The following is a 23,940-nucleotide window of genomic DNA, read 5'->3' as shown; positions in this document are numbered from 1 at the left end:
AAAGCCCTTTGTTACAGGCTCTTTTAACGAATATCTAATGATTCTTTATTTTTATCCTCTATATCTGTTGGCAGGCTTGCCGTTTTCTTTAATTTCAATTGATAGAAAATCATACAAGCGATAAAGAAGCCAACGCCATATAATAAACCAATTCTTTGTGTTGGGTCAAATGCTAAAAACGCTAAAATTAATAGACAGAATAGTATACAAAATACTGGAATTAATGGAAACAATGGTGTTTTAAATTTCAAAGCATTTATATCTCCACCAGACTTTATATAACGATAGCGGAACATTAATTGAGAAGCACAAATCCCCATCCATGAAATTGTAACGGATATTCCTGCAATGGACATAAGTAAAACAAATACCGCATCTGCCTCCATCACGCTTGTTAATAATGATAAAAGCGAGAAAAGCATCGTAAAGATTAGTGCATTTAATGGCACTTTATTTTTCGTAAGGCGTCCAAATAGTCTTGGTGCCATACCCTCTCGGGACATGGACCATAATAAACGAGTTGATGCATATAAACAGGAATTACCAACCGATAAAATCGCCGTCAGTATAACAAAATTCATGATACCTGCTGCATAAGGAACCCCTGCTAAATTCATTAACGTTACAAACGGACTTTCCATCAAGCCAAGCTCTGATGCTGGGAAAATCGCAGATAGCACGATAATGGATGCAATATAAAAAACAATAATTCTAAAAATAATGGTCCGTATAGCGCGTGGAATATTTTTTTCGGGATTTTCCGTTTCACCTGCTGCAATCCCAACAAGTTCAGACCCTTGATAAGAAAAAATAACATTCATCATTGTTACAAAAATAATGGTAATACCTGCTGGGAATAGGCCAGAAGGTGCTAAATTTGTCAGATGTGGTGTTGGACGATCAGCCAATGGAATTAAACCAAAAATGGCTGCTCCACCAATAATAATAAATGCAATAACTGCAATTACCTTGATACTAGCAAACCAAAATTCTGCCTCAGCAAACCCTTTTGTTGTTAAAGCATTTAGCACAAATAACAGTACCATAAAGACAGCACACCATATCCAAATTGGTATATCTGGAAACCAATGCTGCATTAATATGCCTGCAGCTGTAAATTCCACACCTGCTGTAGCAGCAGAGCCAACAAAGTACATCCACCCTAATGAAAATCCCGCTGAAGGGCTAATAAAACGTGTCGCATAGGTTTGGAAGGAGCCCGTAACAGGCATGTACACGGCTAATTCCCCCAGACAGTTCATCACCATAAATAAAATTAAGCCACCGAATAAGTACCCAATTAAGGCACCTCCTGGACCTGCTTGATTAATGGTATAACCAACATTTAAGAATAGGCCTGTCCCAATAACTCCCCCGAGTGAAAGCATTAATAAGTGACGGCTCTTCATGGAACGATTTAATTGATTGTGAAGCTGGTCTCCGTTATTCAATATCCATCCCTACTTCCTATATAATGTAAATATTCTGATATTTCAAGAACGAAATTACCCAATCAATTTGCTCTGTTAAATTGATTGGGTAATGTTCGAATTACTTAAAAACGCAATGACAAGCAGCTTAAGCCTCCATCATGCTTTCTAAACTCAGACATCTCAAGTTCAATTGTTTGATAGCCTAGATCATGCAATTTCTGGTTTGTAGCTTGGTAACCCGCTGGAATAATTACATAATCATTGACCTGAATACAGTTCGCTGAGTATTCATCCTCTTTTGGAATAATGATTTTCTCATAAGATTCAAATGCAGGATGGTCAATAAACTCCCCAGCTACTACCATTCGATTTTGTCCTACATAGGCAATGCCTGTTTTTAAATGGAAAAATTCTTTTAATGGAATAATCGTTGCCTCATAGCCCTCTTGTTCAACAATTTCTTTAAATTGTTGGGCGCCTTCTTCATTTGTACGATCTGAAATACCTACATAAAATTTCTTTTCAGCCTGTAATACATCTCCACCATCAAGCGTGCCAGAGCCTTTAATATAATAAATTTTATCGTAGAATTGCTTTACAGCTGGTTCAATATCCTCAATCTCACGATTACGAGCCTCTGCCCCAGGGTTTGAAATAATAGCAAACTCAGAAGTTAAAACAGCCGTATCCTCTACAAATGTTGAATCAGGAAACGCTTCATTTGCTGGTAGCCGTGTTACCTCAACACCGCATTTTTTTAAAGCCTCTACATATTTTTCATGCTGTTCAAATAATTTTTCTAAAATTGGTTTTCCTAAATCACTTGTTGTTAAGCCATTTACAAAGCTATTTCCTGGATTTTTGACAATAACATTTTTAAACATATTCTCTGCTCCTTTATGCTCTGACTACTGGACAAGTTAGACATGTTGGTCCACCTGTTCCCTTTACAGTAATTTCATCACCTTTATATTCAAAAACCGTTGCACCAGCATCAAGTAGCTGTTGCTTCGTTACATGATTTCCTTGCGGGATAACACATAGCCTTGGTGCAAGTGCCAAAACATTACAGCCAAGTGCATCATATTCATCCTTTGGCACTTCCACTAATTGAATCCCTCGCTCTATTAGCAGCTGACGGAAAAATACTGGCATTAAGCGTGAATGCACAACAGCTAAATCCTTGTCTACCATGCTAATAAAGGACATTAAATGTAAACATTCATCCTCCCCTATATCATGCGGGAGCTGTACAACAATAAAGTCATCCACCATATCTGCTGTCATTTCTTTTAGCTGACGGATTGCCTCATCATTGGTACGATAGCCACGACCAACAGCAAGTGTTCGATCATCAAGCCAAACAATATCGCCACCATCTGACACAGCATCTCCTGTTAATTGTCCGACAATTGGAATGCCTTTTTCTTGTAAAAATTCCTTATAGACTGCCGCTTCTGGCTGTCTTAATTTTTTACCTGATTTTAAAATAATGGCTCCATAAGGAGTAAATTTCACAGGATCATGTGCATAGAGCGAATCTAAGCCTACCTCATGCGAAACTGGTAAATAATCAATAGTTTCCACGTAATTTTCAAGAATTGCAATAAATTTAGCATATTCTATTAAAGCTTGATCAAAGTTTGGCTCTGATAGGTAATTAAATGTTTTCCATTCATCGCTAAGATGCTGCTGGCTTCGGAAAGCATCTTTTGGATGTTTGACGATTACATGTTTTAAAGGTGCATACATTGATGAACAATAATGCATTCCTTTCACCCCTTTTCCGTATAGTGGAAAACGTTTCCGTATAGAGGAAAGTTTATATGAAAAATATATGCGTTTTATGTTATACTGTCAATATATTTAGAAAAATTTTTATTTTCCGTTTAATTTCTAAAAATATTAATAGGCTACTCGAAGTCTTATAGACGCGGCTAAAAAATGACAATAGAATAAAGAGGAGAGGTGAGCAAATGCAATTAATAGAACGAGCAATGACAATTGCGAAAGTTTTAGCTGCTGAAGCCAATAACAGTGGTTTGTCTATTTCGGAGCTTACAACAAAATGTGATTTACCTTTAAGTACCTTACATAGAATTTTAAAAGCGATGATTCAGCAAGGAATGATTGAACAAGATGAGCAAACAAAGCATTATTATCTTGGTACAATATGGATGGAATTAGGCTTGCAAGTATATGATACGATGGATTATATTAGCAAAATTAGACCTGAATTAGAGCGGTTGGCAAGACGGGTAGAGGAAAGTGTCTATTTAAGTAAACCAGCTGGTTTAGATACCATTATTATTGAAAGAATAGACAGTGCTGCAAACCCAATTCGTATTTATGACCAGCTAGGTATTCGTATACCGATGCATATAGGCGCTGCCAATAAAGCCATTCTTGCCGCTATGTCTAGCGCTCAATCGAAGGAAATAATCGTGCAATTAGTAGCAAAAGAGGACATGGCTACATTTGAACAGCAGCTTGATCAAATTCGACAGCAAGGCTATGCAATAAGCCATGGCGAAAGAACAGCAGGCACCTCCTCAGTAGCCGTTGCGATTTTAGATGGTTTTGGTGAGGTAATTGGTGCAGTTAGCATCGGTTTTGTGACGTTTAATAGCACACAGGATGACATCAACACACTAATAGAACAGTTATTGGAAACAGGCAAGCGTGTATCCATGAAACTTGGTTATCGCGGAAAAGGATAGTATGACGCCATCGACGATCCATCACAGTTTTAGGACTGTAAAGGTTTTTTTCTTGAAAGGTTATGTGAAAACTGTTGCGCTGAACGCCATCGTATGGTAAATTATTATGGTATGTGAAATACCGAACTGAAATAGTAATCTTTCAGCATTAACAGTAAGGAGGGAATACAACATGCCAAAACAATGTGTAATCACTGGTCGTAAAGCTCGTACTGGTAACAACCGTTCCCACGCTATGAACGCTAACAAACGTACTTGGGGTGCTAACCTTCAAAAAGTTCGTATCTTAGTTGACGGTAAACCAAAACGTGTATGGGTTTCTGCTCGTGCATTAAAATCAGGTAAAATTGAGCGCGTTTAATCGCTGCTTCTAAAAAATCGATTTCGCCCTAAGCGTAAATCGATTTTTTTCATGCTGTTTTTCATATCTAGTTTATTCAGCATTAATTGATCATTACTGTTGCCCTAAAGATACTCAAATTGACACTCTTACCGCTTCCTTAACATCATCCCTAACGCAATTCTTCTAGTACAAGCTAGAAAAAACAGACATAGAGCTAATGCCCATGCCTGTTTCGCCTACTTGCTTATTCAGCTAGCTGTTCATTGCCATCCTCGTCTACATAATAAGCATGTGCCCTTACTGCTTCTTCAATCTCTTTAAATGCCCAGTGGGTTTCTTTAACATCTGGGAAGCTTGATGTAGTAACACCATGTAATGGACCGCGCTCAAACATGCGATTAATCATGACTACTGCCTGTGCACGTGTTAATGCTGCATTTGGTGCGAAGCGATCATTTTCTAAACCATTGATAATGCCTGCTGCATGATTTGCTTCAATAATCCACTGTGCCCAGTGTCCTTTTGTATCCTTAAATGTTAAAGATACATTTTCTTCCACAGCCAGCTCTTTAAAGTTCGATACGACCGTTGCCATTTCCGCACGTGTAATGTTTGCCCCTGCATGGAAGTTGCCTGCATTATCACCATTCATGATGCCTTGCTCCTTGACAAACGCAATCGCGCCTGCTGCTGGATGATTTGTTTGGACATCTTTTTAAATGGTGCTTGATTCACTTGTTCCTCTGTATAGCCTAAAATACGTGCTAGCATAAATGCTACTTGCGCGCGTGTTACGTTTTTATCCGGACCAAACGTGCCAACAGATAATGCTTCCTCACATCATCTGTTTCATATTTCTTACTTTTTATAGGGACCGCTTCAAGGAGTCTTTTGGCGAATATTCTCTATTATAAAGTAAAAATCCGACTGCTATTAGTCGGATTTTTTTACTTTCTTATCTTTTTTAAATAGGTTTATACACGTACGCGTAATACTACTCACAAATTTCGGCAGCTGGAACGTATATACTTTCAGGACTCTCTCCCCCTTACGCTAATCTATGCTTCTTATCATTAAACATATGCCTTGCGAGAAAGATATAGACCCTGTAGCACCTATTATTTCATTACTTGTAAATCGAGAGGTTCCTAAAGAAATTTCTTCATTCGTTGTTTCATATTTTACTTGCCTCAACGTTACATCTTGGACAGTCTCCCCATAAGCAAAGAAAGACAAGTAACGATACCTATCATCTGCATAAATGGTATAGGTACCTGGTAAGAAAAATTGCAGCATATTTGTAGCATTCATAATTTTCAGCTCAACAGAGGGGTGCTTTTTTTGTAAACGATAGATGGAACGCACTGCCGCCTCATAATGATCTAAACGTCCACCCGTCACACCTGTCAGTACAATTTCCTGCGGTGTATATGTCAATGCTTTCAGTAAGGCTAAATCTGTATCTGTCTCATTTTTTTCTTGCTGAAAACGTTGCTGATTCTTTGTCTGTGCTAAAACAGCTTGATACTCTTCATCTGTTAAGGAATCAAAATCTCCTACAATAGCATGAGGTGTAATTCCCTGCTCCACTAAATAAAAAGCGCCACGATCTGCACCGATAAACACGATATCCTGTTGTTGCCGAAACGTTGAAAATGAACAAAGCTCATTTTTTGGACCACCTGCACAAACAACGACTGTCGTCATCTTTTAATCGCTGCCTCGCCAGCTAATAAAATCTCTTGAAGAGCAGCTGTTCGATCTTCTTTACTATAGATGGCTGAGCCAGCTACAAAAATTGTCGCTCCCGCCTGTGCACATGGCACAATTGTTTCAGCTGTGATACCGCCATCAATTTCAATGGCAATATCTAAGCCTCGCTCTTTAATCATCGCTGATAATGCTTCAATTTTAGGCACAACAGAATGAATAAACTTTTGTCCACCGAACCCTGGATTAACAGTCATCAATAATACCATATCGATATCCTCTAAAATATGTTGAATAGACTCTATCGGTGTATGTGGATTTAATACGACACCTGCTTTTACACCGTATGAACGGATTAATTGAATTGTTCGATGTAAATGGCGACACGCTTCTACATGCACCGTAATATAGTCTGCTCCAGCTTTTGCAAACTGTTCAATATATTGGTCTGGATTTTCTATCATTAAATGTACATCTAATGGAAGTTTTGTTAATGGTCGGATAGCATCTAAGACGATGGAGCCAAAAGAAATATTTGGCACAAAATGACCATCCATTACATCAATATGAAGAAGCTTTGCACCTGCTTGCTCTACTTCCTTTACTTCCTCTCCTAATTTTGCAAAATTCGCTGCTAAAATTGATGGTGCTATTTGTATCATAGTTAATACCTCGGCTTTCGATCCATAATTTCTTGCATAAATTGTTCATAATGCTTATAGCGGTAGTCACGAATGTCTCCTGCTTCTACTGCTGCCTTCACTGCACATTTAGGTTCCTTCAAGTGCAGGCAGCCTCTGAATTTACAATCCTCAGCTAGTCTTGCCATTTCAGGAAAACATAAGCCTAGCTCTTCTTTTTCAATCTCATCAAAATCAAAAGAGCTAAATCCAGGTGTATCTGCTAATAGACCATCGCAAACCTCAATAAGCTCAACATGGCGGGTTGTATGTTTACCTCGTCCTAAGCTTTGTGAAATAATACCTGTTTTTAAATTTAATTCAGGAATTAATGTATTGAGCAATGTTGATTTACCAACACCTGATTGCCCTGCTAATACTGTTGTTTTACCCTTTAAAATAGGTTGTAATCGTTCAATTAATTCTTCTTCATCTTTATAAGTTTGTAGAACGGTATAGCCTATTTGTTGATAATCCTTAATATACCCTTGTAATTCCTCACGTTCATCATTTTTTAGTAAATCCATTTTTGTTAAACAAATAATAGGATGTACACGGAATGATTCTAAAACCACTAAAAAACGATCTAATAAAACTGTATTGAAATAGGGTTCTTTGACGGAAAATACCAAAATCCCCTGATCAATATTAGCAATGGGCGGGCGCACCAATTCATTTTGACGTTCTAAAATCTTTTGAATCGTTCCATCTGAACCTTCTGTTTCCATTGTATACTCTACAATATCGCCGACAAGCGGGGATTCGCCACGATTACGAAATACCCCACGTCCTCGACATTGAATCAGTTGATGTCCATCATATACATAATAATAGCCGCTTAATGCTTTTCTTATTTGGCCTTGCGCCATCCAATTCCTCCTTAGTTCACATCATCATAATTGAATTTTTCTTCGAGAATAATTTCTGAGTCGCGAATAATACGATACCCTGCCTGCTTGCCTTCTTCAATGACAAGCTGGATCTTGTAAGGCGTATCGCTTAAAATTGGAAACTCATCCGCTGGCTCTGACATTGTATGATTTTTATCTTGTATTTCAACACGAATGTTTTGTGCAATTTCTTCTTCTGTAGCGAGATATTCAATCATCACAGTCTTTATAAGCGTTTTGTTAGGTTTTTCAGCAGGCCCCTTACTTAAAACTACGGATATTGTTGAACCTGCCTCAACCTGAGTGCCCGCTTTCGTCAATTGAGATATTACGCTGCCAGCGGGAATCGTATCATGATAATCTTCGCGGGAAACACGCCATTTTAAGCCTACTCTTTGCACATAGTCATCCAGATCAGCTTTTGTATAATTGACAACATCTTCTACACGTATCATTTGAACGCCTTGACTAACTTTAAACGTGATGACTTCATCCTGTGCCACTACTTCTTCATTAGCAGGGATACTTTGTTCAATAATGCGCCCTTCTGGTTCGTTCGAAAAAATATACTCTGTGTTGACCTCTAAAAATTTCCCTTTTAATAAGGCTTCCACCTGATGAATATTTTGTCCCACATAATTACCCACTACCATCATTACAGCACCTTGGCTTACGACTAAATCAATTTCTGAGCCCTTTACACGCAGCGTTCCTGATGGTGGATCGGTTTCAATTACCTTACCTTTTTCCACTTCTTCAGAATTCCGCTCCTGATGCTCCTCACTAACAATAAAGCCTGCTTCTTCCAATCGTTTTGTTGCTTCATCAACCGTTAAATTAGCCACTTCAGGAATCGCCTCTTTTTTCGGGCTAAATAAGTCTGTGGCATAGAGAAGGAATAAGAAAACAGCTATTGTGACAACAAGCAATCCAGCTATATATAAAGGCCATCTTTTCTTTGCTTTGGCAGGTACTGGCTTATTGGCTGGCTTTTTAGGCTGCTCTACAGGTGGCATTTCTTTAATAGGTACAATCGCTCTCGTTTTTTCCAAGTCTTCCTCTTTCTCCAAAGGCTGTTCCTTAATAATGGGAATTGCTTTTGTGATGTCATCATCAATGGGGATAACAAATTTTGGCTCATTAATACGAGAGGGTGCTAACACCGTTTCCAAGTCCTCATACATTTCTTCTACCGTATTGTAACGATGTGAGGCATCTTTGGCAGTAGCTTTTAGTACTATATTTTCCACGCTTTGTGGAATGGTTGCATCAAAAGCCCGAACAGACGGTGTTTCTGCCTGTAAATGCTTGAGGGCAATTGAAACGGCTGATTCGCCCGAAAACGGCAATTCACCTGTTAATAATTCATATAACACAATACCAAGTGCATAGATATCCGATTTATTTGTTGCCGTTCCACCACGAGCTTGCTCTGGCGATAAATAATGGACCGTGCCAAGCACAGAGTTTGTTTGTGTAAAGGAGGTTGCACTAAGCGTCATCGCAATCCCAAAATCAGTAATTTTTACATTGCCCTCCGCATCCATTAAAATATTTTGCGGCTTAATATCACGGTGGATAATATGATTTTCATGCGCATTGGCAATAGCAGAGGTTAACTGCTTCATAATATGCACACTTCTCGCAGGAGAAATTGGTGCAAACTCTTGTATGTACTGCTTTAAGGTTTTTCCTTGGACGTACTCCATCACAATATAATGTAGATCACCATCCTCACCTACATCATAAATACTAACAATATTCGGGTGTGTAAGACTTGTAGCAGACAGTGCCTCACGTTGAAAACGTCGATGCAATTCCTCCTCATTGGAAAAATCATAACGCAATATCTTTATTGCGACATCACGGCTTAGTATCATGTCATGCGCTAAATAAACATTTGACATACCTCCGCCACCAATGAGTCCTAAAATTTTATAGCGGTCACTAATTCTTTTCCCTACAAGCATTCTTACACCTCCTCATCCCTTTTTGTTAGTAAGACGAGGGAGATATTATCTTCTCCCCCGCTATCATTTGCTAATCCAACAAGTTTACGCCCCTTTTCCTGGATAGAATCTGGGTACGTAATAATCGAAGCCATTTCATAAACTGTTAATTTATTGCTTAATCCATCTGAACAAATCAGTAAATACGATTGCGAAGCTAGATCGACCTCATAAAAGTCTGGTTCAATGGTTTCCTCTGTACCAATTGCTTTTAAGATAAAATTTTTCTTTGGATGTGTTAAAGCTTCTTCTTCGCTTATCTCACCATTTTCCACCAGTACATTGACATAGGAATGATCTCTTGTTATTTGTTGTGCGCCATCTTCAAAGAAATAATACACACGACTATCTCCAACATGTGCGATGGAGCAATGGTGGCCTTCAATTAATACCGCAATAAGCGTTGTGCCCATTCCTTTACAGTCTTCATGTGATAAAGAATAGTCATAAATATTTTTATTCAATTGCTTAACTATATACAATAACCATTCTTTTTTTGATGTTTTTGATACAAAATGATGAGTGTCTGCCTGTAAAAAAAAGGTTTCCATCTGCTTGATTGCCATATCACTCGCTACATCGCCAGCATTATGACCACCCATGCCATCCGCTACAAGTGCTAGTGCAAGCCCATCTGGACGCTTAAAAAATGCAGCACGGTCTTCATTAATGGATCGTTTTAACCCAATATCACTTTCGACTGTATATTCCAACACAGGTCACCTCGTTTCCTCAGCTCTCTCTTGCGCACGTAATTGACCACATGCAGCTGCAATATCAGCACCTTGCTCTCTGCGGATCGTTACGTTAATGCCGTTTTTCTTTAATGTTTTTTCAAAGGCAAAAATTTGACTACGAGCTGTACGAACATAATCACGCTCTGGCACATAGTTGACGGGAATTAAATTGACATGACATTTAATTCCTTTAATTAATGCCGATAATTCCTCTGCAATTTCCACTGAATCATTTTCACCAGACATTAACCCATACTCAAAGCTAACACGTCGGCCTGTCTTTTTTGTATAGTAACGCACAGCTTCCATTAATTCATCCAATTTATAAGCACGTGCAATTGGCATTAGCTTTTGACGGGCCTCTTGGTTTGGGGCATGTAGTGATACAGCAAAATTGATTTGTAGCTGCTCATCAGCAAATTGATAAATTTTCGGTACAATGCCTGATGTTGACACGGTAATATGGCGTGCTCCAATATTTAACCCTTTTTCATGGTTAATTACCTTTAAGAAGTTCATCATGGCATCATAGTTATCGAACGGTTCGCCAATCCCCATAATAACAATATGTGATACACGTTCACCTAGCTCATCTAGTGTTTGCTGTACCTTAACAACTTGCTCCACGATTTCGCCTGCTAATAAATGTCGCTTTAAACCGCCTAAAGTAGAAGCACAAAATGTACAGCCAATTCGACAGCCTACTTGTGTTGTTACACAAACAGAGTTGCCATATTCATGGCGCATTAACACGGTCTCAATAGAATAGCCATCCTGCAATTGAAATAAAAACTTAATTGTGCCATCCTTCGATTCTTGCTGAATAATCGTTGATAATGTTGTTAATGCGAAGTTAGCAGTTAGCTTATCACGTAGGCTCTTTGAAAGGTTTGACATCTCTTCAAAGGTTTTTACTCGTTTATTATACAACCAATCAAAAATTTGAGCAGCACGGAAAGGCTTTTCACCATTTTCCTTTAGCCATTCTTCTAATTGATATGGTTGTAAGGAGTAAATAGATTCTTTTAAATTTGGTTTTTCCTTTTTCCGACGTTGAACGGGCTTGTCCTCTGCTTCTTCCACTAAATCATTAATACGTTCATTAAATCTCTCTTGATCCACCATTAATTGGATTCTCCTTTTTTACGAAAGGCGGCAACGAAGAAACCGTCACTGCCAAAGTCCTGTGGAAAGACTTGAAGCATGCCATTTGCTTGCTTTTCCGCTAATTTTGTTGGTAAAGATTCTAGTTGTATCGCTACCATTTCTGGATGCGCTGCTAAAAAGGCTTGTACAGTGCCCTCATTTTCTTGTTTATCGACTGTACATGTACTGTACACAAGCTTACCATTTGTTTTCAACACTTTTGTTGCGGCATCTAGCAATGCTAATTGTATCTTTTGCAAGCTTGCTAAGTCTTCTTCTCGCTTGGTATATTTAATATCAGGCTTACGTCGCATAACTCCTAGACCACTACAAGGAGCATCCACTAAAATAGCATCAAAGGACGCTGCTTGTAAAAATTCTGATGCTTTCCGTCCATCAATTGGGGCTGTTTCGACAATAGCAAGCCCTAGACGTTCTGTATTATGGTCGATTAAATCTAATTTATGTGGATGAAGGTCTGTTGCTAAAATAGAACCTTCATTGTTCATTATTTCGGCTAAATGTGTTGTTTTTCCTCCTGGAGCTGCACACATATCCAAAACACGCATACCTGAAGCTGGATTTAACACTTTAGCTGGAATCATTGAGCTTTCATCTTGAATCGTAATCATACCTTCTTTAAACGCTTTTGTGCGTGCTGGCTGACCATTTGTGATGTGTAAGCATTCTGGTATAACATCGCTTTGTTTGGCTGTTAAACCTTCCGCTTCTAGTTCAGCAATCGCTTGAGCAACCGTTGCCTTTGTTAAATTAACACGTACCGTTTGTACAGGTGGCACATTATTGTCATGCAACATTGCTGTTGCGACATCTATACCATAGTTATCAATAAAGCGTTGTACTAGCCAGTGTGGATGGCTTGTTTCAATGGCAAGACGTTCAATTGGATCTGCTATATCGCCTGTAGCACGAACACCATTCCGTAGCACGGATCGTAAAATACCATTGACCGTTGAAGCAATACCACGATGGCCTCGACGCTTGGCAATTTCTACAGCCTCGTTGACAGCAGCGTGTGCTGGTATCCGTGTTAAATAATGCATTTGATAGAGCGATATTCTTAATAGCCAGCGCACCCAATGATCTACCTTACCACGAATAAAAGGCTCTAAATAATAATCAAGGGTCATTTTATGCTGTAATGGTCCATACGTAATTTCAGTTAATAAGGCGCGATCCTTCGCTTCTATTTTATGGCGTTTAATCGTTTCATTGAGCAATAGATTGCTATAAGCTTGATTTTTATCCACTGCTAATAGTATGGAAAGTGCGGCATCTCGCACATTGCCATCCCAAATCACTACACTTTTTTTACTCATTGAAATTGGTCCCCAATCTGTAATTTAGAACCTGTACCACGCAAATATTCCTCTGCTGTCATGCGCTTTTTACCCGCTGGCTGCACATCATATAATGCGAGAGCTGTTCCATTGCCAGCAGCTACTTCAAAATGATCCTTTGCAATGGCAATCACTGTACCTGGCATAGCCTCATGCTTATTAGTGCCAATCGTTGCCCACCATATTTTAAAATTACCATCCTCAAATGTTGTATAGGCGACTGGCCATGGATGAAGACCACGTACTTGATTGTATAAAGCTGTGGCATCTTGCGTCCAGTCAATACGTTCTTGCTCTCTGGAAATATTGCCAGCAAATGTGACCTGTGCTTCATCTTGCACTGTGCGGCTATTTGTTCCGTTAATAATAGAAGGAAGTGTCTCCTTTAATAGCTCACAGCCAACCATACTGAGTTTTTCAAAAAGCTTACCTGTATGATCGCTTTCTTCAATTGGAATTGCCTTTTGAGAGATAATATCACCTGCATCAAGCTTTTCTGCCATATACATAATCGTGACTCCTGTTTCTTTTTCACCATCTATCACGGCTTGATGAATAGGCGCTCCTCCTCGATATTTTGGTAATAGAGAAGCATGCACATTGATACAGCCAAGAGAAGGGGCATCCAGTAATTCCCGTGGCAAAATTTGTCCAAATGCTGCTGTGACAACTAAATCAGGCTGCAAGGCAAGAATTTGCTGTAATTCCTCAGAGCCACGTAGCTTGTCAGGCTGAATCACTGGTAATCCAAGCTCTAGGGCAGCCGCTTTTACTGGAGGAGGCGTTAATACACGCTTGCGCCCAACTGGACGATCCGGCTGTGTCACAACTGCTTTAATGGTATAGCCCTCATCATGCAGCATACGTAAAATAGGTGCGGAGAAGTCAGGTGTCCCCATAAAAATAATTGATGTCATATCATTCCTCCTCCTCTTCTGCATACAGTTCTTCAAGCTCTTCTGCTGTGACAATACGCTTAATTTTTGCATCGAATAGCACACCATCTAAATGATCGATCTCATGTAAAATGGCTCGAGCATCAAAGCCACCTGCCTCTACTTCATAGACACGCCCTTCACGATCACATGCTTCAATTTTTACATAGCTAGGGCGCTCAACCTCACCATATAATCCTGGGAAGCTTAAGCAACCCTCAATATCTACTTCTGCTCCATCTGTTTCAATAACTGTTGGATTAATCATTTCTAAAATATCGCGTTCCTCACCTAACTCCACAATCGCCACGCGTAAACCTACATTTATTTGCGGTGCCGCAATACCAACACCATCATATTCCACCATTGTGTCATATAAATCATCCAGCAATGTAAGCAGATCATCATTAATCTCTGTTACTTCTGCACACGGTGTTGACAGTACCTGCGCTGGATGCTCAATTACTTTTTTAATGGCCATTTTCCGATTTCCTCATTTCTATCACACTGTTATTCATACACTATATAGTAGACGGGTCTAAATCGACCGTCATTAAAATCCCTTGTTTAATCCATTCTGCTCGATACATCGCAAGCAAACGCTGTAACACTGAAATTAGATTTGGTTCAATTTTATATTTTATCAAACATTGATAACGATATCTATTTTGAAGTCGAGCAATACTTGCCGTTGTCGGACCAATAATGGCTGCCTGATTCGATAAATTTCCACGAAGCCAATCTGCCACACGTCCAGCATATTCGGCAGCCATCATCACATCCTCATGCGAAATTTGTACAAGTGCTACAAAATAATAAGGTGGATAGCTGGAACGACGTCGTAAAAACATTTCTCGCTCATAGAACGGCTCATAGTCCTGCGTTTTTGCTAATTCAATCGCATAATGCTCAGGTGTATACGTTTGAATAATTACTTCTCCCGGCTTGTTATGTCGGCCAGCCCTGCCACTGACCTGTGTTAATAGCTGAAATGTACGCTCTGCTGCACGGTAATCTGGTAAATGGAGCGACGTATCGGCACTGAGCACACCGACAAGCGTAATATTAGGAAAATCAAGCCCTTTTGCAATCATCTGCGTTCCAAGTAAAATATCTGCCTGTCCCTCGCCAAATGTTTGCAGTATTTCCTCATGTGCCCCTTTATGCCTTGTTGTGTCCACATCCATCCGCAATACCCTTGCTTCGGGAAATAGCTTATAGATTTCCTCTTCCACCTTTTGGGTACCTGTACCAAAATAACGAATATGATCACTTTGACATTGTGGACATGTCTGAGGAATATGCTCCTCATAGCCACAATAATGACATTTCAATTTCTCTGTTGTTCGATGATAGGTTAAAGAAATATCACAATTTGGGCATTGTACCACTGTACCACAATCTCGACATAGTACAAATGACGAATAGCCTCGACGATTTAAAAATAATACCATTTGTTCCTTCTTTTCCAGCCTTGCACGCATAGCCTCAATAAGTGATATTGAGAACATAGAACGATTTCCTTGTCGCAGCTCCTCACGCATGTCGGCAATAAAAACAGTTGGTAGTGTTTGATGTAATGCGCGACGTTTTAACGAAAGAAGTGTATAAACGCCCTTTTTCGCTCTAGCATAGGATTCTAATGCTGGCGTTGCACTGCCTAAAATCACAGGACATTGATAAAATTCACTGCGCCAAATAGCGATATCCCTCGCATGGTAGCGTGGAGAGTCTTCCTGCTTATAGGTGGATTCATGCTCCTCATCCAAAATAATAAGCCCTATATTGGTAAAGGGGGCAAAAATAGCAGAGCGAGCACCTACCACTACCTTGACCTTCCCCTGCTGGATTTTTCGCCATTCATCATACTTCTCCCCAACAGATAAGCCACTATGCATCACTGCGACCATCTCTCCAAAGCGGCTACGAAACCGCTCTGTCATTTGCGGTGTTAAAGAAATTTCAGGGACCAGCATAATTGCTTCTTTGCCTTCCTCTAACACCTTTTGTATGGACTGCAAATAAATCTCGGTCTTACCACTCCCTGTGACACCATGCAATAAAAATGTCTGTCCTTTTGGTTCTTCCATGGCGGCTGTAATCGCTTGGAGGGCAATGACTTGCTCCTCTGTTAGTTGTAAAGAATACGTCCGTGAAACCTCCTTTGTAAATGGGTCACGGTATACTTCCTCTCGAATAAATTGAGCAGCTCCTTTGGCAATCACTGCCTCTAACACTGATGAGGAGACGCCTGTTTCATTATAAATTTGTTGTGGTGATAAAACGTCACCTAGATGCTGACACATCCATTGCAAAAGAAGGCGCTGTTTCACTGCTCTTGATGATTGTTCAATCACTTTTTCAATAAGGTGCTGATCCTCTGTAATCTTCACCATTCTTATCTCTTTCACATTGCCTTGCTGCTTCACAATATTGTCAATTGTCACGCTTTCTTGCGCAACTAGCTGCTTTAATAAAGGAAGTAAGCCTGCTCGCTCAAACTCTTTAAAATTAGCCTGCTGACGCTTGCCGAATATAGCTTGCACTTCCTCTGGTAAATTTTGTGGCTCTTGTAGCTTAATAATTTTTTCATATTTTGCACGAAGCGCTGATGGTAGCATCACTTGCAAGGCATCAATTTCATAGCAAATCGTGTGATTTTTTAACCATCCTGCCATTTGTAGCATTTCCTCTGTTAGCACTGGTTCCATATCTAAAATTTGCGTGATCGGCTTTAATTTATGAAGCGGTACATCGGTTTCCTTTTTCAAGCCAATTACAAAGCCTAGAACACTTCTTGCTCCAAATGGTACCTTTACTCGACAGCCTGTTTCTATCACATTTATCCATTCTGCTGGTACTTGATAATCAAATGCACGATCAACATGGTACGTAGAGACATCTACAATGATCTCTGCTATCAGTAAATTCATTGCGCCTCACCCTGTAAAAGATGACGCCAAAGGGCCTGTGCAAAAAATGTAGGATTTGTTATATCTACTAACTGTCCATCTAGCTGCGCTTGTGCACTAAAATCAATCCAGCTATCGGATATAACTGTTAACATCGGAGTGCCTTGTACCTTTTGACCAAATGTAATAGCCTTGAAACCTTCTATCGAGACAAGCGGTGTTCCTTCAAAGGTTGGTGCATTCGCCGCATGGATGAATAATACTGGAGGATTTCGATCTTTATATTCCTCAAGCTTTTGCATAAAATGATTTACACTGCTATTTTCTATTTGGACAACCTGTGCTCCAAGTGCTCTTGCCTCATGAGCCAAAGCCTGCCCAATAATACCATTCGCTGGTGCACTCACAATATGCTGTTCATCATATGGTACATGTAAGGCACCCACTGCTACTACCACAGTTTGACCTGCGAGTGGTTGCGTCTTCTCAGCAAAATAATCCTTGACAATAGCCGTTATTTTTTCAGGTTCCTCTAAACGTCCCTTGCCAACATAGCCACATGCCAAAAAGCCTTCCGATGGTTCTATAAATTGATAGCCATCGTCTGCTAGCCTAGCAATATTACGTTTCACGGCTGGATGATCATACATATGGACATTCATTGCTGGTGCAAGCCATACAGGTGCAGTTGTAGCAAGTAGTGTTGTTGTGACCATATCATCTGCAATACCATTAGCGATTTTTCCAATAATATTAGCAGTAGCTGGTGCCACTAAAATTAAATCAGCCCAATCTGCTAAGTCAATATGAGCAATCACATCGGAATTTTTTTCATCAAATGTATCAAAATAAACATCATTTTTGGACATTACTTGAAAGCTTAATGGATTGACAAATTGTTTAGCAGAGGCAGTCATGATTACTTTTACATTGGCTCCTGCTTGTGACAGCTTACTAACAAGAGCGACAGCCTTATATACGGCAATCCCACCTGAAACACAGAGTAAAATATTTTTATTCATGCTACGTATCATCCTTTCAAATGATAAGCTCCCAAAGGACAATTTCCCTGGGAGCTTCTCGGCATTCTGTATAATCAAAGTCTAGGACAGACTTTCGCATTCATCGTCTTTTATCAGTACTAAGGTTAAAGCTTATTTTCATCCATACCTATAAACCCAGTCTTTGATAATCAACTAAAAATGACTTTTTGACATCCAAGTTAGATTTCGTCTTCGTATACCGCTGACTCATCCTGTGATACTTTTGTCAGTACACCTGCCGCTACTTCTTCAAGTGCTTTTCCTACATACTTGTAAGATACATACTTGTGCAAACGATCTGTACCTGGCTCTTCTTGCATTTGACGAGCACGCTTAGAAGCAAGGCTCACTAATGAATACTTTGAATCAATTTCTTTTTTTAATGCATCTACTGATGGATATAACATGGGTTTATTCTCCTCTCAACATTGACAAATATCTTTTTTCCACACGTTCTCTACGACAATGCTCAGCTTTAATAATCGCATTAATACGATCGCAGGCATTTGTCACTTCGTCATTTTCCACAACATAGTCGTACAGGCTCATCATTTCAAGCTCTTCACTAGCAGTGGCAATACGTTTTGCAATAATATCCTCTGTTTCTGTTCCACGTCCAACTAAACGATCTTTTAATTCCGTTAAACTTGGAGGGGCTAAGAAAATAAATAAGGCATCTGGTGCTTTTTTGCGAATTTGTGCTGCACCCTGTACCTCAATTTCTAAAAATACATCACGACCTGCATCCAGTGTTTCATTCACATAGGCTAGTGGTGTTCCATAGTAGTTCCCTACAAATTCAGCGTGCTCCAGTAAGCCACCCTGTTCAATTAACACTTCAAATTCTTCACGTGTCTTAAAAAAATAATCTACACCATCTACTTCACCTTCGCGAGGTTTTCGTGTTGTCATTGAGATGGAATACTCATAATTCGTATGCGGCTGAGAAAATAATTCTTTTCGCACTGTCCCTTTTCCTACACCAGATGGGCCAGACAGAACAATTAATAATCCACGTTCTTTTATCATTTATTCCTATATCTCCCTTAATTTATAACAGACACGTGTCAGTTATTCGATATTTTGAACTTGCTCACGCATCTTTTCTAATATTGTTTTTGCCTGAACAACAGCAACAGCTGCTTCTGTTGATTGATTTTTCGAACCAATTGTATTAATCTCACGATGAATTTCCTGCATTAAAAAATCTAATTTGCGTCCAACTGAAATAGTTTCAAGCAAAGTCTCCTTCAGCTGATTGAAATGACTCTCTAATCGATCTAGTTCTTCGGAGATATCGATTCGTTCTGCAAAAATCGCTACTTCAGCTAATAAGCGATCTTCTAGCAATGCGCCATCTGCAACTTCAGCAATTCGTTCTACTAAACGTGTACGATATTTTTCAACAGCCAGAGAGGAGTATGAACGTATTTTATTCACTTGCTCCATCAACTGTTTCTTATATTGTACAACAACCTCTTGCAATTCCTGTCCTTCACGCTCACGCATTTGTACAAGCTGTTCAATTGCTTGTGAAATTGCTTGTTCAACAGCTTGCAGTAAATCCTCTGGTGTAAGCTGTGGTTTTTGTTGTACAAGTGCTTGCTCTAGCGATAAAAGCTCTTGCATCGTCCATTTTTCTTCCAATGGTACTTTACTGGCTAATTGCTCTTTTGCCTTACGATACGCTTCAATTAATGACCAATTAATTTCAATAGATTGCTCTACATTATCTAAATCCTTCACATATACCATCACATCAATTTTGCCTCGTGACAAAGCTTGAGAAATTAGTTTCTTTGCAAAAATTTCTGCTTCAAGCCACTCTTTCGGAAATTTTGCATTAATTTCTAAAAAACGATGGTTGACCGATCGCATTTCTACGGTTAATTGAAAGTTTCTAGTTGTTGTGACACCTCTGCCAAAACCAGTCATACTACGCACCAAGGTTCGTCACACCTTTCTTTGCATACTGGGATTATTATAACATATGCGCTGTCAATTATAACGCCTCTTCCAAAAAAATTGGGGAGAGTAAAAGCTAATTCTACCACAATTGAAGCTATATTTTAATATTCACCTAAAAAATGCTATGATAAACATACAAATCGTGCATGGGTGGACACTTTGATAACCGTGAAAGCTATTGCATGATGAAAAAATACGAAAGTACCAAGATGCTTGATATCGTTGGAAAGAGGAATTCATATGGCATTTGATGGCTTATTTACTTATTCAATAACAGCCGACCTACAACAGCTTGTCACAGGTCGCATTACAAAAATACATCAACCAAACGCTCAAGAGGTTATTTTACACATTCGTGCAAATGGAAAAAATCATAAATTACTTTTTTCCATTCACTCTTCCTATGCGCGCGTCCATTTGACGGAGCAAACAATTGATAATCCAGCAGAACCTCCAATGTTTTGTATGCTATTACGCAAACATTTAGAGGGGGGCTTTATTGCTTCCATTAAACAGCATGATTTTGATCGCATTATAATAGTAGAAATCAACAGTAAAAATGAAATTGGTGACCCAATTGTTAGGGAATTGCATGCTGAAATTATGGGTAGACATAGTAATTTGCTATTAATTGATCAGGAGCAGGGAAAAATTATTGATAGTTTAAAGCACTTACCCCCATCTGTAAATAGCTTTCGAACGGTGCTACCTGGTCAGCCCTATATTGCCCCACCCACACAGCATAAATGGAATCCTTTAACCGTAACAGATGAAGAACTCACTCTATTTTTTGCTGAGCTTAAAAACGTGAAAGAAGTTGTGGCACAGTTTGCAGGCTTTTCGCCTCTTCATGCGGAGGAATTAGTGTCTCGACTAGCAACAGCCTCAAATACAATTGCATGTTTTAGAGAGTTTATGACATCCTTTGCGAACGGTGGCATAAAGCCTATGTACGTGCTTGCAAACCGTAAAACCTACTTTTCTCCTATCGAATTAACTCATTTACAGGGAGAGGTAACCGTTTATCCAAATGTTCATGCATTATTAGATCGTGTATTTTTTGCACGTGCAGAGCGAGATCGTGTGAAACAGCAGGCAGGTGATTTAGAACGATGGCTACAAAATGAAATTGATAAACTAGCCTTAAAAACGAAAAAGCTGACGAAGGATTATGAGCGTGCCTCTAAGCTCGATCAATTCCAATTATATGGTGAGCTATTAATGGCAAATATTTATGCCTTTGACAAGGGCGCAAAAGAAGTAACTGTTACAAATTACTATAGCGAAACTGGCGAGGAAATTACCATTCCGATCAGTGAGCGCAAAACCCCAATTGAAAATGCTCAAAGCTATTACACAAAATATACAAAAGCAAAAAATGCTTTGATTATGGTGCAAGAGCAGCTTGAAAAAACAAAGGAAGAGATTGCTTACTTTGAAATGCTCGCACAGCAAGTTCAACAAGCTTCTCCTGGCGATATTGAGGAAATCCGTGAAGAGCTAGCAGAGCAAGGTTACTTAAAATTACGTCATGCCAAGAAAAAGAAAAAACCAGTGAAGCCTGAGCCTGAACGCTATCTGTCCTCTACAGGTATAGCCATCTCTGTTGGCAAGAACAATAAGCAAAATGATATGCTGACATTTAAGCTAGCGAAACGTACAGATATTTGGCTGCATACAAAGGATATTCCAGGCTCCCATGTTGTAATTCATGCAAGTGAGCCTGATGAAACAACATTACGTGAGGCGGCTATACTAGCAGCATATTTCTCTAAAGCACGAGATTCTTCCTCTGTGCCTGTGGATTACACAGAAATTCGTCAGGTGAAAAAACCAAACGGCGCGAAGCCTGGTTTTGTTATTTATTTCGAGCAAAAAACATTGTATATCGACCCTGATGAAGCGGTGATTTTACAGTTAAAGAAACAATCATAATATGCAGTATAATTTCTTAATTCAATTATTTTCCAAATAAAGATTACCAATATATACTAACATTTCTAAACGATTATTTTCATTAAACTCTCCACAAAAAACTCCTATCACAGGTTTGAACTGTTGATAGGAGTTTCTTATTTATCGATTTGCAACCCATGTTTTGACAAGGTCAGCAGTACCATACACATAATGCTGGTCGCCTACTTCATGGTATGTGGCACTATCATCCATTTCTGTATGCTTGTACGGAATACGCTGACGACTTTTTTCCGATAATGGATCAGGAAGTGGAATCGCTGATAATAAAGATTTTGTATATGGATGTACAGGATGATTGTAAATATCATCTGCCTTACCAATTTCCATAATTTTACCGCGATACATAACAGCAATACGATCACTGATATATTTTACCATGGATAAATCATGAGCAATAAATAGGTATGTTAAGCCACGCTCTTTTTGAAGTTGTTTTAATAAGTTAACAACCTGTGCTTGAATCGATACATCAAGCGCTGAAATCGGCTCATCGGCAATAATAAACTTAGGGTCTAAGCTTAATGCACGAGCAATCCCAATACGTTGACGTTGACCACCTGAGAATTCATGTGCGTAACGATTCGCGTGCTCTTTGTTTAAACCAACAGCCTCTAGTAGCTGATTGATTTTTTCACGGCGTACTTTTTTATCCTTGTGTAAACCATGAATATCAAAGGCTTCACCAATAATTTCACCCGCTGTCATACGAGGATTTAATGACGCATAAGGGTCTTGGAAAATCATTTGCATTTGACGATTGAATTTCTTTAACTCACTTTTTGATTTCTTTCCATGAACATTTTCGCCATCGAAAATAATCTCGCCATCAGTAATGTCATATAGGCGAATAATAGAACGACCCGTTGTTGATTTACCACAGCCTGATTCACCCACAAGACCAAGCGTTTCACCTTCGTAAACATCGAAGCTAATACCATCTACAGCTTTGATAGGATTACTTGGCGAACCAAAATGCTGTTTTAAATTTTTGATTTCAAGAATTTTTTTCGCACGAGGTTTAGTCATTTTCTTGTGCCCCCTTTGCTAAATACCCTTCAATACGTTTAGCAACCGCATCAGGAATAGGAACCTTTGGTGCATCAGGATGCAACAACCAAGTTTTTGCAAAATGTGTTTCACTTACTTGGAACATTGGTGGCTCTTGTTCGTAATCAATCGCCATAGCATACTCGTTACGAGCTGCAAATGCATCACCTTTCGGCGGATTCGTAAGATCTGGTGGTGAGCCTGGAATCGTACGTAATAGCTCGTCCGTATCATTATCTAAATCAGGCATTGAACCAAGCAGACCCCATGTGTAAGGATGCTTTGGATTATAGAAAATATCATTCACAGTACCATATTCTACGATTTGTCCAGCATACATGACTGCTACACGATCAGCAATGTTTGCCACAACCCCTAAATCGTGTGTAATGAAAATAATAGATGTTTTCGAGTTTTTTTGAATTTCTTTCATTAGCTCTAAAATTTGCGCCTGAATTGTTACATCTAAGGCTGTTGTCGGCTCATCGGCAATTAATAGCTTAGGATCAGCAGCAAGAGCGATAGCAATAACAACACGTTGACGCATACCACCTGAAAACTCATGTGGGTATTGGTTATAGCGTTTTTCAGGAAAGGGAATACCTACCTGTGTTAAAAGCTCAATCGCACGATTTTTGGCATCCGCTTTGGAAACTTTTTTGTGCTGCAAGATTACTTCAGTTATTTGACGTCCGACCTTCATCGTTGGATTTAAGCTTGTCATTGGATCTTGGAAAATCATTGCAATTTCATTTCCACGTACCTTCGACATTTCCTTATCTGTTAGGGGCACTAAATCACGGCCATTAAATAAAATTTGTCCTGACGCATAAATACCAGGTGGCTGTGGAATTAGTTTCATTAATGCATTACTCGTAACACTTTTACCAGAGCCTGATTCACCTACTATAGCGAGCGTTTCACCCTCCTTTAAATCAAAGGTAACACCACGGACAGCATGAACAAGCCCTGCATAGGTCTTAAAGTTAATTTTTAAATCTTTTACCTCTAAAATTGTTTTACTCATTA

At 39.3% G+C, this 23,940-nt stretch carries 25 protein-coding genes; 3 read left to right on the top strand and 22 right to left on the bottom strand.

Features of this window, described 5'->3' with window-relative positions; genetic code table 11:
• Nucleotides 1-23 precede the first annotated feature (23 nt).
• The 3 genes from MHB44_RS05515 to MHB44_RS05505 all read right to left on the bottom strand — a co-directional run bounded on the left by MHB44_RS05515 (nt 24) and on the right by MHB44_RS05505 (nt 3,203).
• On the bottom strand, nt 24-1,454 hold the full coding sequence (locus MHB44_RS05515; protein WP_341302926.1) for an amino acid permease: 1,431 nt from the start codon (nt 1,452-1,454) through the stop codon (nt 24-26).
• Between the two features lie 101 nt (nt 1,455-1,555).
• Entirely contained in the window at nt 1,556-2,317 is a 762-nt protein-coding gene (locus MHB44_RS05510) for an arginine deiminase family protein (protein WP_341301898.1), read from the bottom strand.
• A 13-nt stretch (nt 2,318-2,330) separates the two neighbouring features.
• Nucleotides 2,331-3,203, bottom strand: coding sequence for an arginine deiminase family protein (locus MHB44_RS05505; RefSeq protein ID WP_341301897.1), 873 nt, complete (start codon nt 3,201-3,203; stop codon nt 2,331-2,333).
• Between the two features lie 206 nt (nt 3,204-3,409).
• On the opposite strand from MHB44_RS05505, the gene MHB44_RS05500 reads away from it, so the two are divergent.
• Together MHB44_RS05500 and rpmB are read left to right on the top strand one after the other, a co-directional pair.
• The gene (locus tag MHB44_RS05500; protein WP_341301896.1) at nt 3,410-4,153 is read left to right on the top strand and encodes an IclR family transcriptional regulator; all 744 of its coding nucleotides are present in this window, start codon (nt 3,410-3,412) and stop codon (nt 4,151-4,153) included.
• 172 nt (nt 4,154-4,325) lie between these two features.
• Nucleotides 4,326-4,514, top strand: a complete 189-nt coding sequence (rpmB, locus tag MHB44_RS05495) for a 50S ribosomal protein L28 (RefSeq protein ID WP_004227417.1) — start codon at nt 4,326-4,328, stop codon at nt 4,512-4,514.
• Between the two features lie 226 nt (nt 4,515-4,740).
• Here the strand turns inward: rpmB and MHB44_RS05490 are convergent, their stop codons facing one another.
• The 17 genes from MHB44_RS05490 to MHB44_RS05410 all read right to left on the bottom strand — a co-directional run bounded on the left by MHB44_RS05490 (nt 4,741) and on the right by MHB44_RS05410 (nt 19,866).
• Entirely contained in the window at nt 4,741-5,151 is a 411-nt protein-coding gene (locus tag MHB44_RS05490; RefSeq protein ID WP_341302925.1) for an S-layer homology domain-containing protein, read from the bottom strand.
• On the bottom strand, nt 5,145-5,267 hold the full coding sequence (locus tag MHB44_RS05485) for a hypothetical protein (protein ID WP_341301895.1): 123 nt from the start codon (nt 5,265-5,267) through the stop codon (nt 5,145-5,147). Before MHB44_RS05485 ends, MHB44_RS05490 begins: the two co-directional genes overlap by 7 nt.
• A gap of 162 nt (nt 5,268-5,429) precedes the next feature.
• Complete coding sequence (gene spoVM, locus MHB44_RS05480) at nt 5,430-5,531, bottom strand: stage V sporulation protein SpoVM (RefSeq protein WP_099805045.1); 102 nt, start codon at nt 5,529-5,531, stop codon at nt 5,430-5,432.
• 18 nt (nt 5,532-5,549) lie between these two features.
• Nucleotides 5,550-6,203 (bottom strand): thiamine diphosphokinase, encoded by a 654-nt coding sequence (locus tag MHB44_RS05475; RefSeq protein ID WP_341301894.1) that lies wholly within the window; start codon nt 6,201-6,203, stop codon nt 5,550-5,552.
• Entirely contained in the window at nt 6,200-6,868 is a 669-nt protein-coding gene (rpe, locus tag MHB44_RS05470) for a ribulose-phosphate 3-epimerase (RefSeq protein ID WP_341301893.1), read from the bottom strand. Before rpe ends, MHB44_RS05475 begins: the two co-directional genes overlap by 4 nt.
• 2 nt (nt 6,869-6,870) lie before the next feature.
• Nucleotides 6,871-7,755 (bottom strand): ribosome small subunit-dependent GTPase A, encoded by an 885-nt coding sequence (rsgA, locus tag MHB44_RS05465; protein ID WP_341301892.1) that lies wholly within the window; start codon nt 7,753-7,755, stop codon nt 6,871-6,873.
• 11 nt (nt 7,756-7,766) lie between these two features.
• Nucleotides 7,767-9,746: a Stk1 family PASTA domain-containing Ser/Thr kinase gene (gene pknB, locus MHB44_RS05460; protein ID WP_341301891.1), complete on the bottom strand. Its 1,980-nt coding sequence runs from the start codon at nt 9,744-9,746 to the stop codon at nt 7,767-7,769.
• Nucleotides 9,747-9,748: 2 nt separating this feature from the next.
• Complete coding sequence (locus tag MHB44_RS05455; protein ID WP_341302924.1) at nt 9,749-10,498, bottom strand: Stp1/IreP family PP2C-type Ser/Thr phosphatase; 750 nt, start codon at nt 10,496-10,498, stop codon at nt 9,749-9,751.
• Nucleotides 10,499-10,504: 6 nt separating this feature from the next.
• Nucleotides 10,505-11,647: a 23S rRNA (adenine(2503)-C(2))-methyltransferase RlmN gene (gene rlmN / locus MHB44_RS05450; protein WP_341301890.1), complete on the bottom strand. Its 1,143-nt coding sequence runs from the start codon at nt 11,645-11,647 to the stop codon at nt 10,505-10,507.
• On the bottom strand, nt 11,647-13,008 hold the full coding sequence (gene rsmB, locus MHB44_RS05445) for a 16S rRNA (cytosine(967)-C(5))-methyltransferase RsmB (protein WP_341301889.1): 1,362 nt from the start codon (nt 13,006-13,008) through the stop codon (nt 11,647-11,649). The genes rlmN and rsmB overlap by 1 nt, the downstream gene beginning before the upstream one ends.
• Nucleotides 13,005-13,946, bottom strand: a complete 942-nt coding sequence (gene fmt, locus MHB44_RS05440; protein WP_341301888.1) for a methionyl-tRNA formyltransferase — start codon at nt 13,944-13,946, stop codon at nt 13,005-13,007. Before fmt ends, rsmB begins: the two co-directional genes overlap by 4 nt.
• 1 nt (nt 13,947) lies before the next feature.
• On the bottom strand, nt 13,948-14,445 hold the full coding sequence (def, locus tag MHB44_RS05435) for a peptide deformylase (RefSeq protein ID WP_341301887.1): 498 nt from the start codon (nt 14,443-14,445) through the stop codon (nt 13,948-13,950).
• Nucleotides 14,446-14,485: 40 nt separating this feature from the next.
• Nucleotides 14,486-16,897 carry a primosomal protein N' gene (priA, locus tag MHB44_RS05430; RefSeq protein ID WP_341301886.1) on the bottom strand — a complete coding sequence of 804 codons (2,412 nt, stop codon included), beginning with the start codon at nt 16,895-16,897 and terminating at the stop codon, nt 14,486-14,488.
• Nucleotides 16,894-17,898, bottom strand: a complete 1,005-nt coding sequence (coaBC, locus tag MHB44_RS05425; RefSeq protein WP_341301885.1) for a bifunctional phosphopantothenoylcysteine decarboxylase/phosphopantothenate--cysteine ligase CoaBC — start codon at nt 17,896-17,898, stop codon at nt 16,894-16,896. Before coaBC ends, priA begins: the two co-directional genes overlap by 4 nt.
• Before the next feature lie 200 nt (nt 17,899-18,098).
• Nucleotides 18,099-18,326: a DNA-directed RNA polymerase subunit omega gene (gene rpoZ / locus MHB44_RS05420; RefSeq protein WP_341301884.1), complete on the bottom strand. Its 228-nt coding sequence runs from the start codon at nt 18,324-18,326 to the stop codon at nt 18,099-18,101.
• Nucleotides 18,327-18,330: 4 nt separating this feature from the next.
• Nucleotides 18,331-18,948 (bottom strand): guanylate kinase, encoded by a 618-nt coding sequence (gene gmk / locus MHB44_RS05415; protein ID WP_053993871.1) that lies wholly within the window; start codon nt 18,946-18,948, stop codon nt 18,331-18,333.
• Nucleotides 18,949-18,990: 42 nt separating this feature from the next.
• Nucleotides 18,991-19,866 carry a YicC/YloC family endoribonuclease gene (locus tag MHB44_RS05410; RefSeq protein WP_341301883.1) on the bottom strand — a complete coding sequence of 292 codons (876 nt, stop codon included), beginning with the start codon at nt 19,864-19,866 and terminating at the stop codon, nt 18,991-18,993.
• Nucleotides 19,867-20,127: 261 nt separating this feature from the next.
• Between MHB44_RS05410 and MHB44_RS05405 the strand changes: the two genes are divergently transcribed.
• Nucleotides 20,128-21,822 carry an NFACT RNA binding domain-containing protein gene (locus MHB44_RS05405; RefSeq protein ID WP_341301882.1) on the top strand — a complete coding sequence of 565 codons (1,695 nt, stop codon included), beginning with the start codon at nt 20,128-20,130 and terminating at the stop codon, nt 21,820-21,822.
• A gap of 141 nt (nt 21,823-21,963) precedes the next feature.
• Here MHB44_RS05405 and MHB44_RS05400 read toward each other — a convergent pair whose 3' ends face one another.
• The gene (locus MHB44_RS05400; RefSeq protein ID WP_341301881.1) at nt 21,964-22,890 is read right to left on the bottom strand and encodes an ATP-binding cassette domain-containing protein; all 927 of its coding nucleotides are present in this window, start codon (nt 22,888-22,890) and stop codon (nt 21,964-21,966) included.
• Nucleotides 22,883-23,938, bottom strand: coding sequence for an ABC transporter ATP-binding protein (locus tag MHB44_RS05395; protein ID WP_341301880.1), 1,056 nt, complete (start codon nt 23,936-23,938; stop codon nt 22,883-22,885). The genes MHB44_RS05400 and MHB44_RS05395 overlap by 8 nt, the downstream gene beginning before the upstream one ends.
• Nucleotides 23,939-23,940 lie beyond the last annotated feature (2 nt).

The organism is Lysinibacillus sp. FSL H8-0500 (genome assembly GCF_038051955.1).
GTDB lineage: Bacteria > Bacillota > Bacilli > Bacillales_A > Planococcaceae > Lysinibacillus > Lysinibacillus macroides.
This window is presented reverse-complemented; position numbering and strand designations above follow the sequence as displayed.

Bases quoted from the DNA above. Each gene is read 5' to 3' on its own strand.
- MHB44_RS05395 (WP_341301880.1), bottom strand. From the start codon at position 23,938: ATGAGTAAAACAATTTTAGAGGTAAAAGATTTAAAAATTAACTTTAAG.
- coaBC (WP_341301885.1), bottom strand. From the start codon at position 17,898: ATGAATAAAAATATTTTACTCTGTGTTTCAGGTGGGATTGCCGTATAT.
- MHB44_RS05500 (WP_341301896.1), top strand. From the start codon at position 3,410: ATGCAATTAATAGAACGAGCAATGACAATTGCGAAAGTTTTAGCTGCT.
- MHB44_RS05400 (WP_341301881.1), bottom strand. From the start codon at position 22,890: ATGACTAAACCTCGTGCGAAAAAAATTCTTGAAATCAAAAATTTAAAA.
- pknB (WP_341301891.1), bottom strand. From the start codon at position 9,746: ATGCTTGTAGGGAAAAGAATTAGTGACCGCTATAAAATTTTAGGACTC.
- def (WP_341301887.1), bottom strand. From the start codon at position 14,445: ATGGCCATTAAAAAAGTAATTGAGCATCCAGCGCAGGTACTGTCAACA.
- rlmN (WP_341301890.1), bottom strand. From the start codon at position 11,647: ATGGTGGATCAAGAGAGATTTAATGAACGTATTAATGATTTAGTGGAA.
- MHB44_RS05475 (WP_341301894.1), bottom strand. From the start codon at position 6,203: ATGACGACAGTCGTTGTTTGTGCAGGTGGTCCAAAAAATGAGCTTTGT.
- rpoZ (WP_341301884.1), bottom strand. From the start codon at position 18,326: ATGTTATATCCATCAGTAGATGCATTAAAAAAAGAAATTGATTCAAAG.
- priA (WP_341301886.1), bottom strand. From the start codon at position 16,897: ATGAATTTACTGATAGCAGAGATCATTGTAGATGTCTCTACGTACCAT.
- gmk (WP_053993871.1), bottom strand. From the start codon at position 18,948: ATGATAAAAGAACGTGGATTATTAATTGTTCTGTCTGGCCCATCTGGT.
- rpe (WP_341301893.1), bottom strand. From the start codon at position 6,868: ATGATACAAATAGCACCATCAATTTTAGCAGCGAATTTTGCAAAATTA.
- fmt (WP_341301888.1), bottom strand. From the start codon at position 13,946: ATGACATCAATTATTTTTATGGGGACACCTGACTTCTCCGCACCTATT.
- rsgA (WP_341301892.1), bottom strand. From the start codon at position 7,755: ATGGCGCAAGGCCAAATAAGAAAAGCATTAAGCGGCTATTATTATGTA.
- MHB44_RS05510 (WP_341301898.1), bottom strand. From the start codon at position 2,317: ATGTTTAAAAATGTTATTGTCAAAAATCCAGGAAATAGCTTTGTAAAT.
- MHB44_RS05405 (WP_341301882.1), top strand. From the start codon at position 20,128: ATGGCATTTGATGGCTTATTTACTTATTCAATAACAGCCGACCTACAA.
- MHB44_RS05485 (WP_341301895.1), bottom strand. From the start codon at position 5,267: ATGCTAGCACGTATTTTAGGCTATACAGAGGAACAAGTGAATCAAGCA.
- rsmB (WP_341301889.1), bottom strand. From the start codon at position 13,008: ATGAGTAAAAAAAGTGTAGTGATTTGGGATGGCAATGTGCGAGATGCC.
- rpmB (WP_004227417.1), top strand. From the start codon at position 4,326: ATGCCAAAACAATGTGTAATCACTGGTCGTAAAGCTCGTACTGGTAAC.
- MHB44_RS05505 (WP_341301897.1), bottom strand. From the start codon at position 3,203: ATGCATTATTGTTCATCAATGTATGCACCTTTAAAACATGTAATCGTC.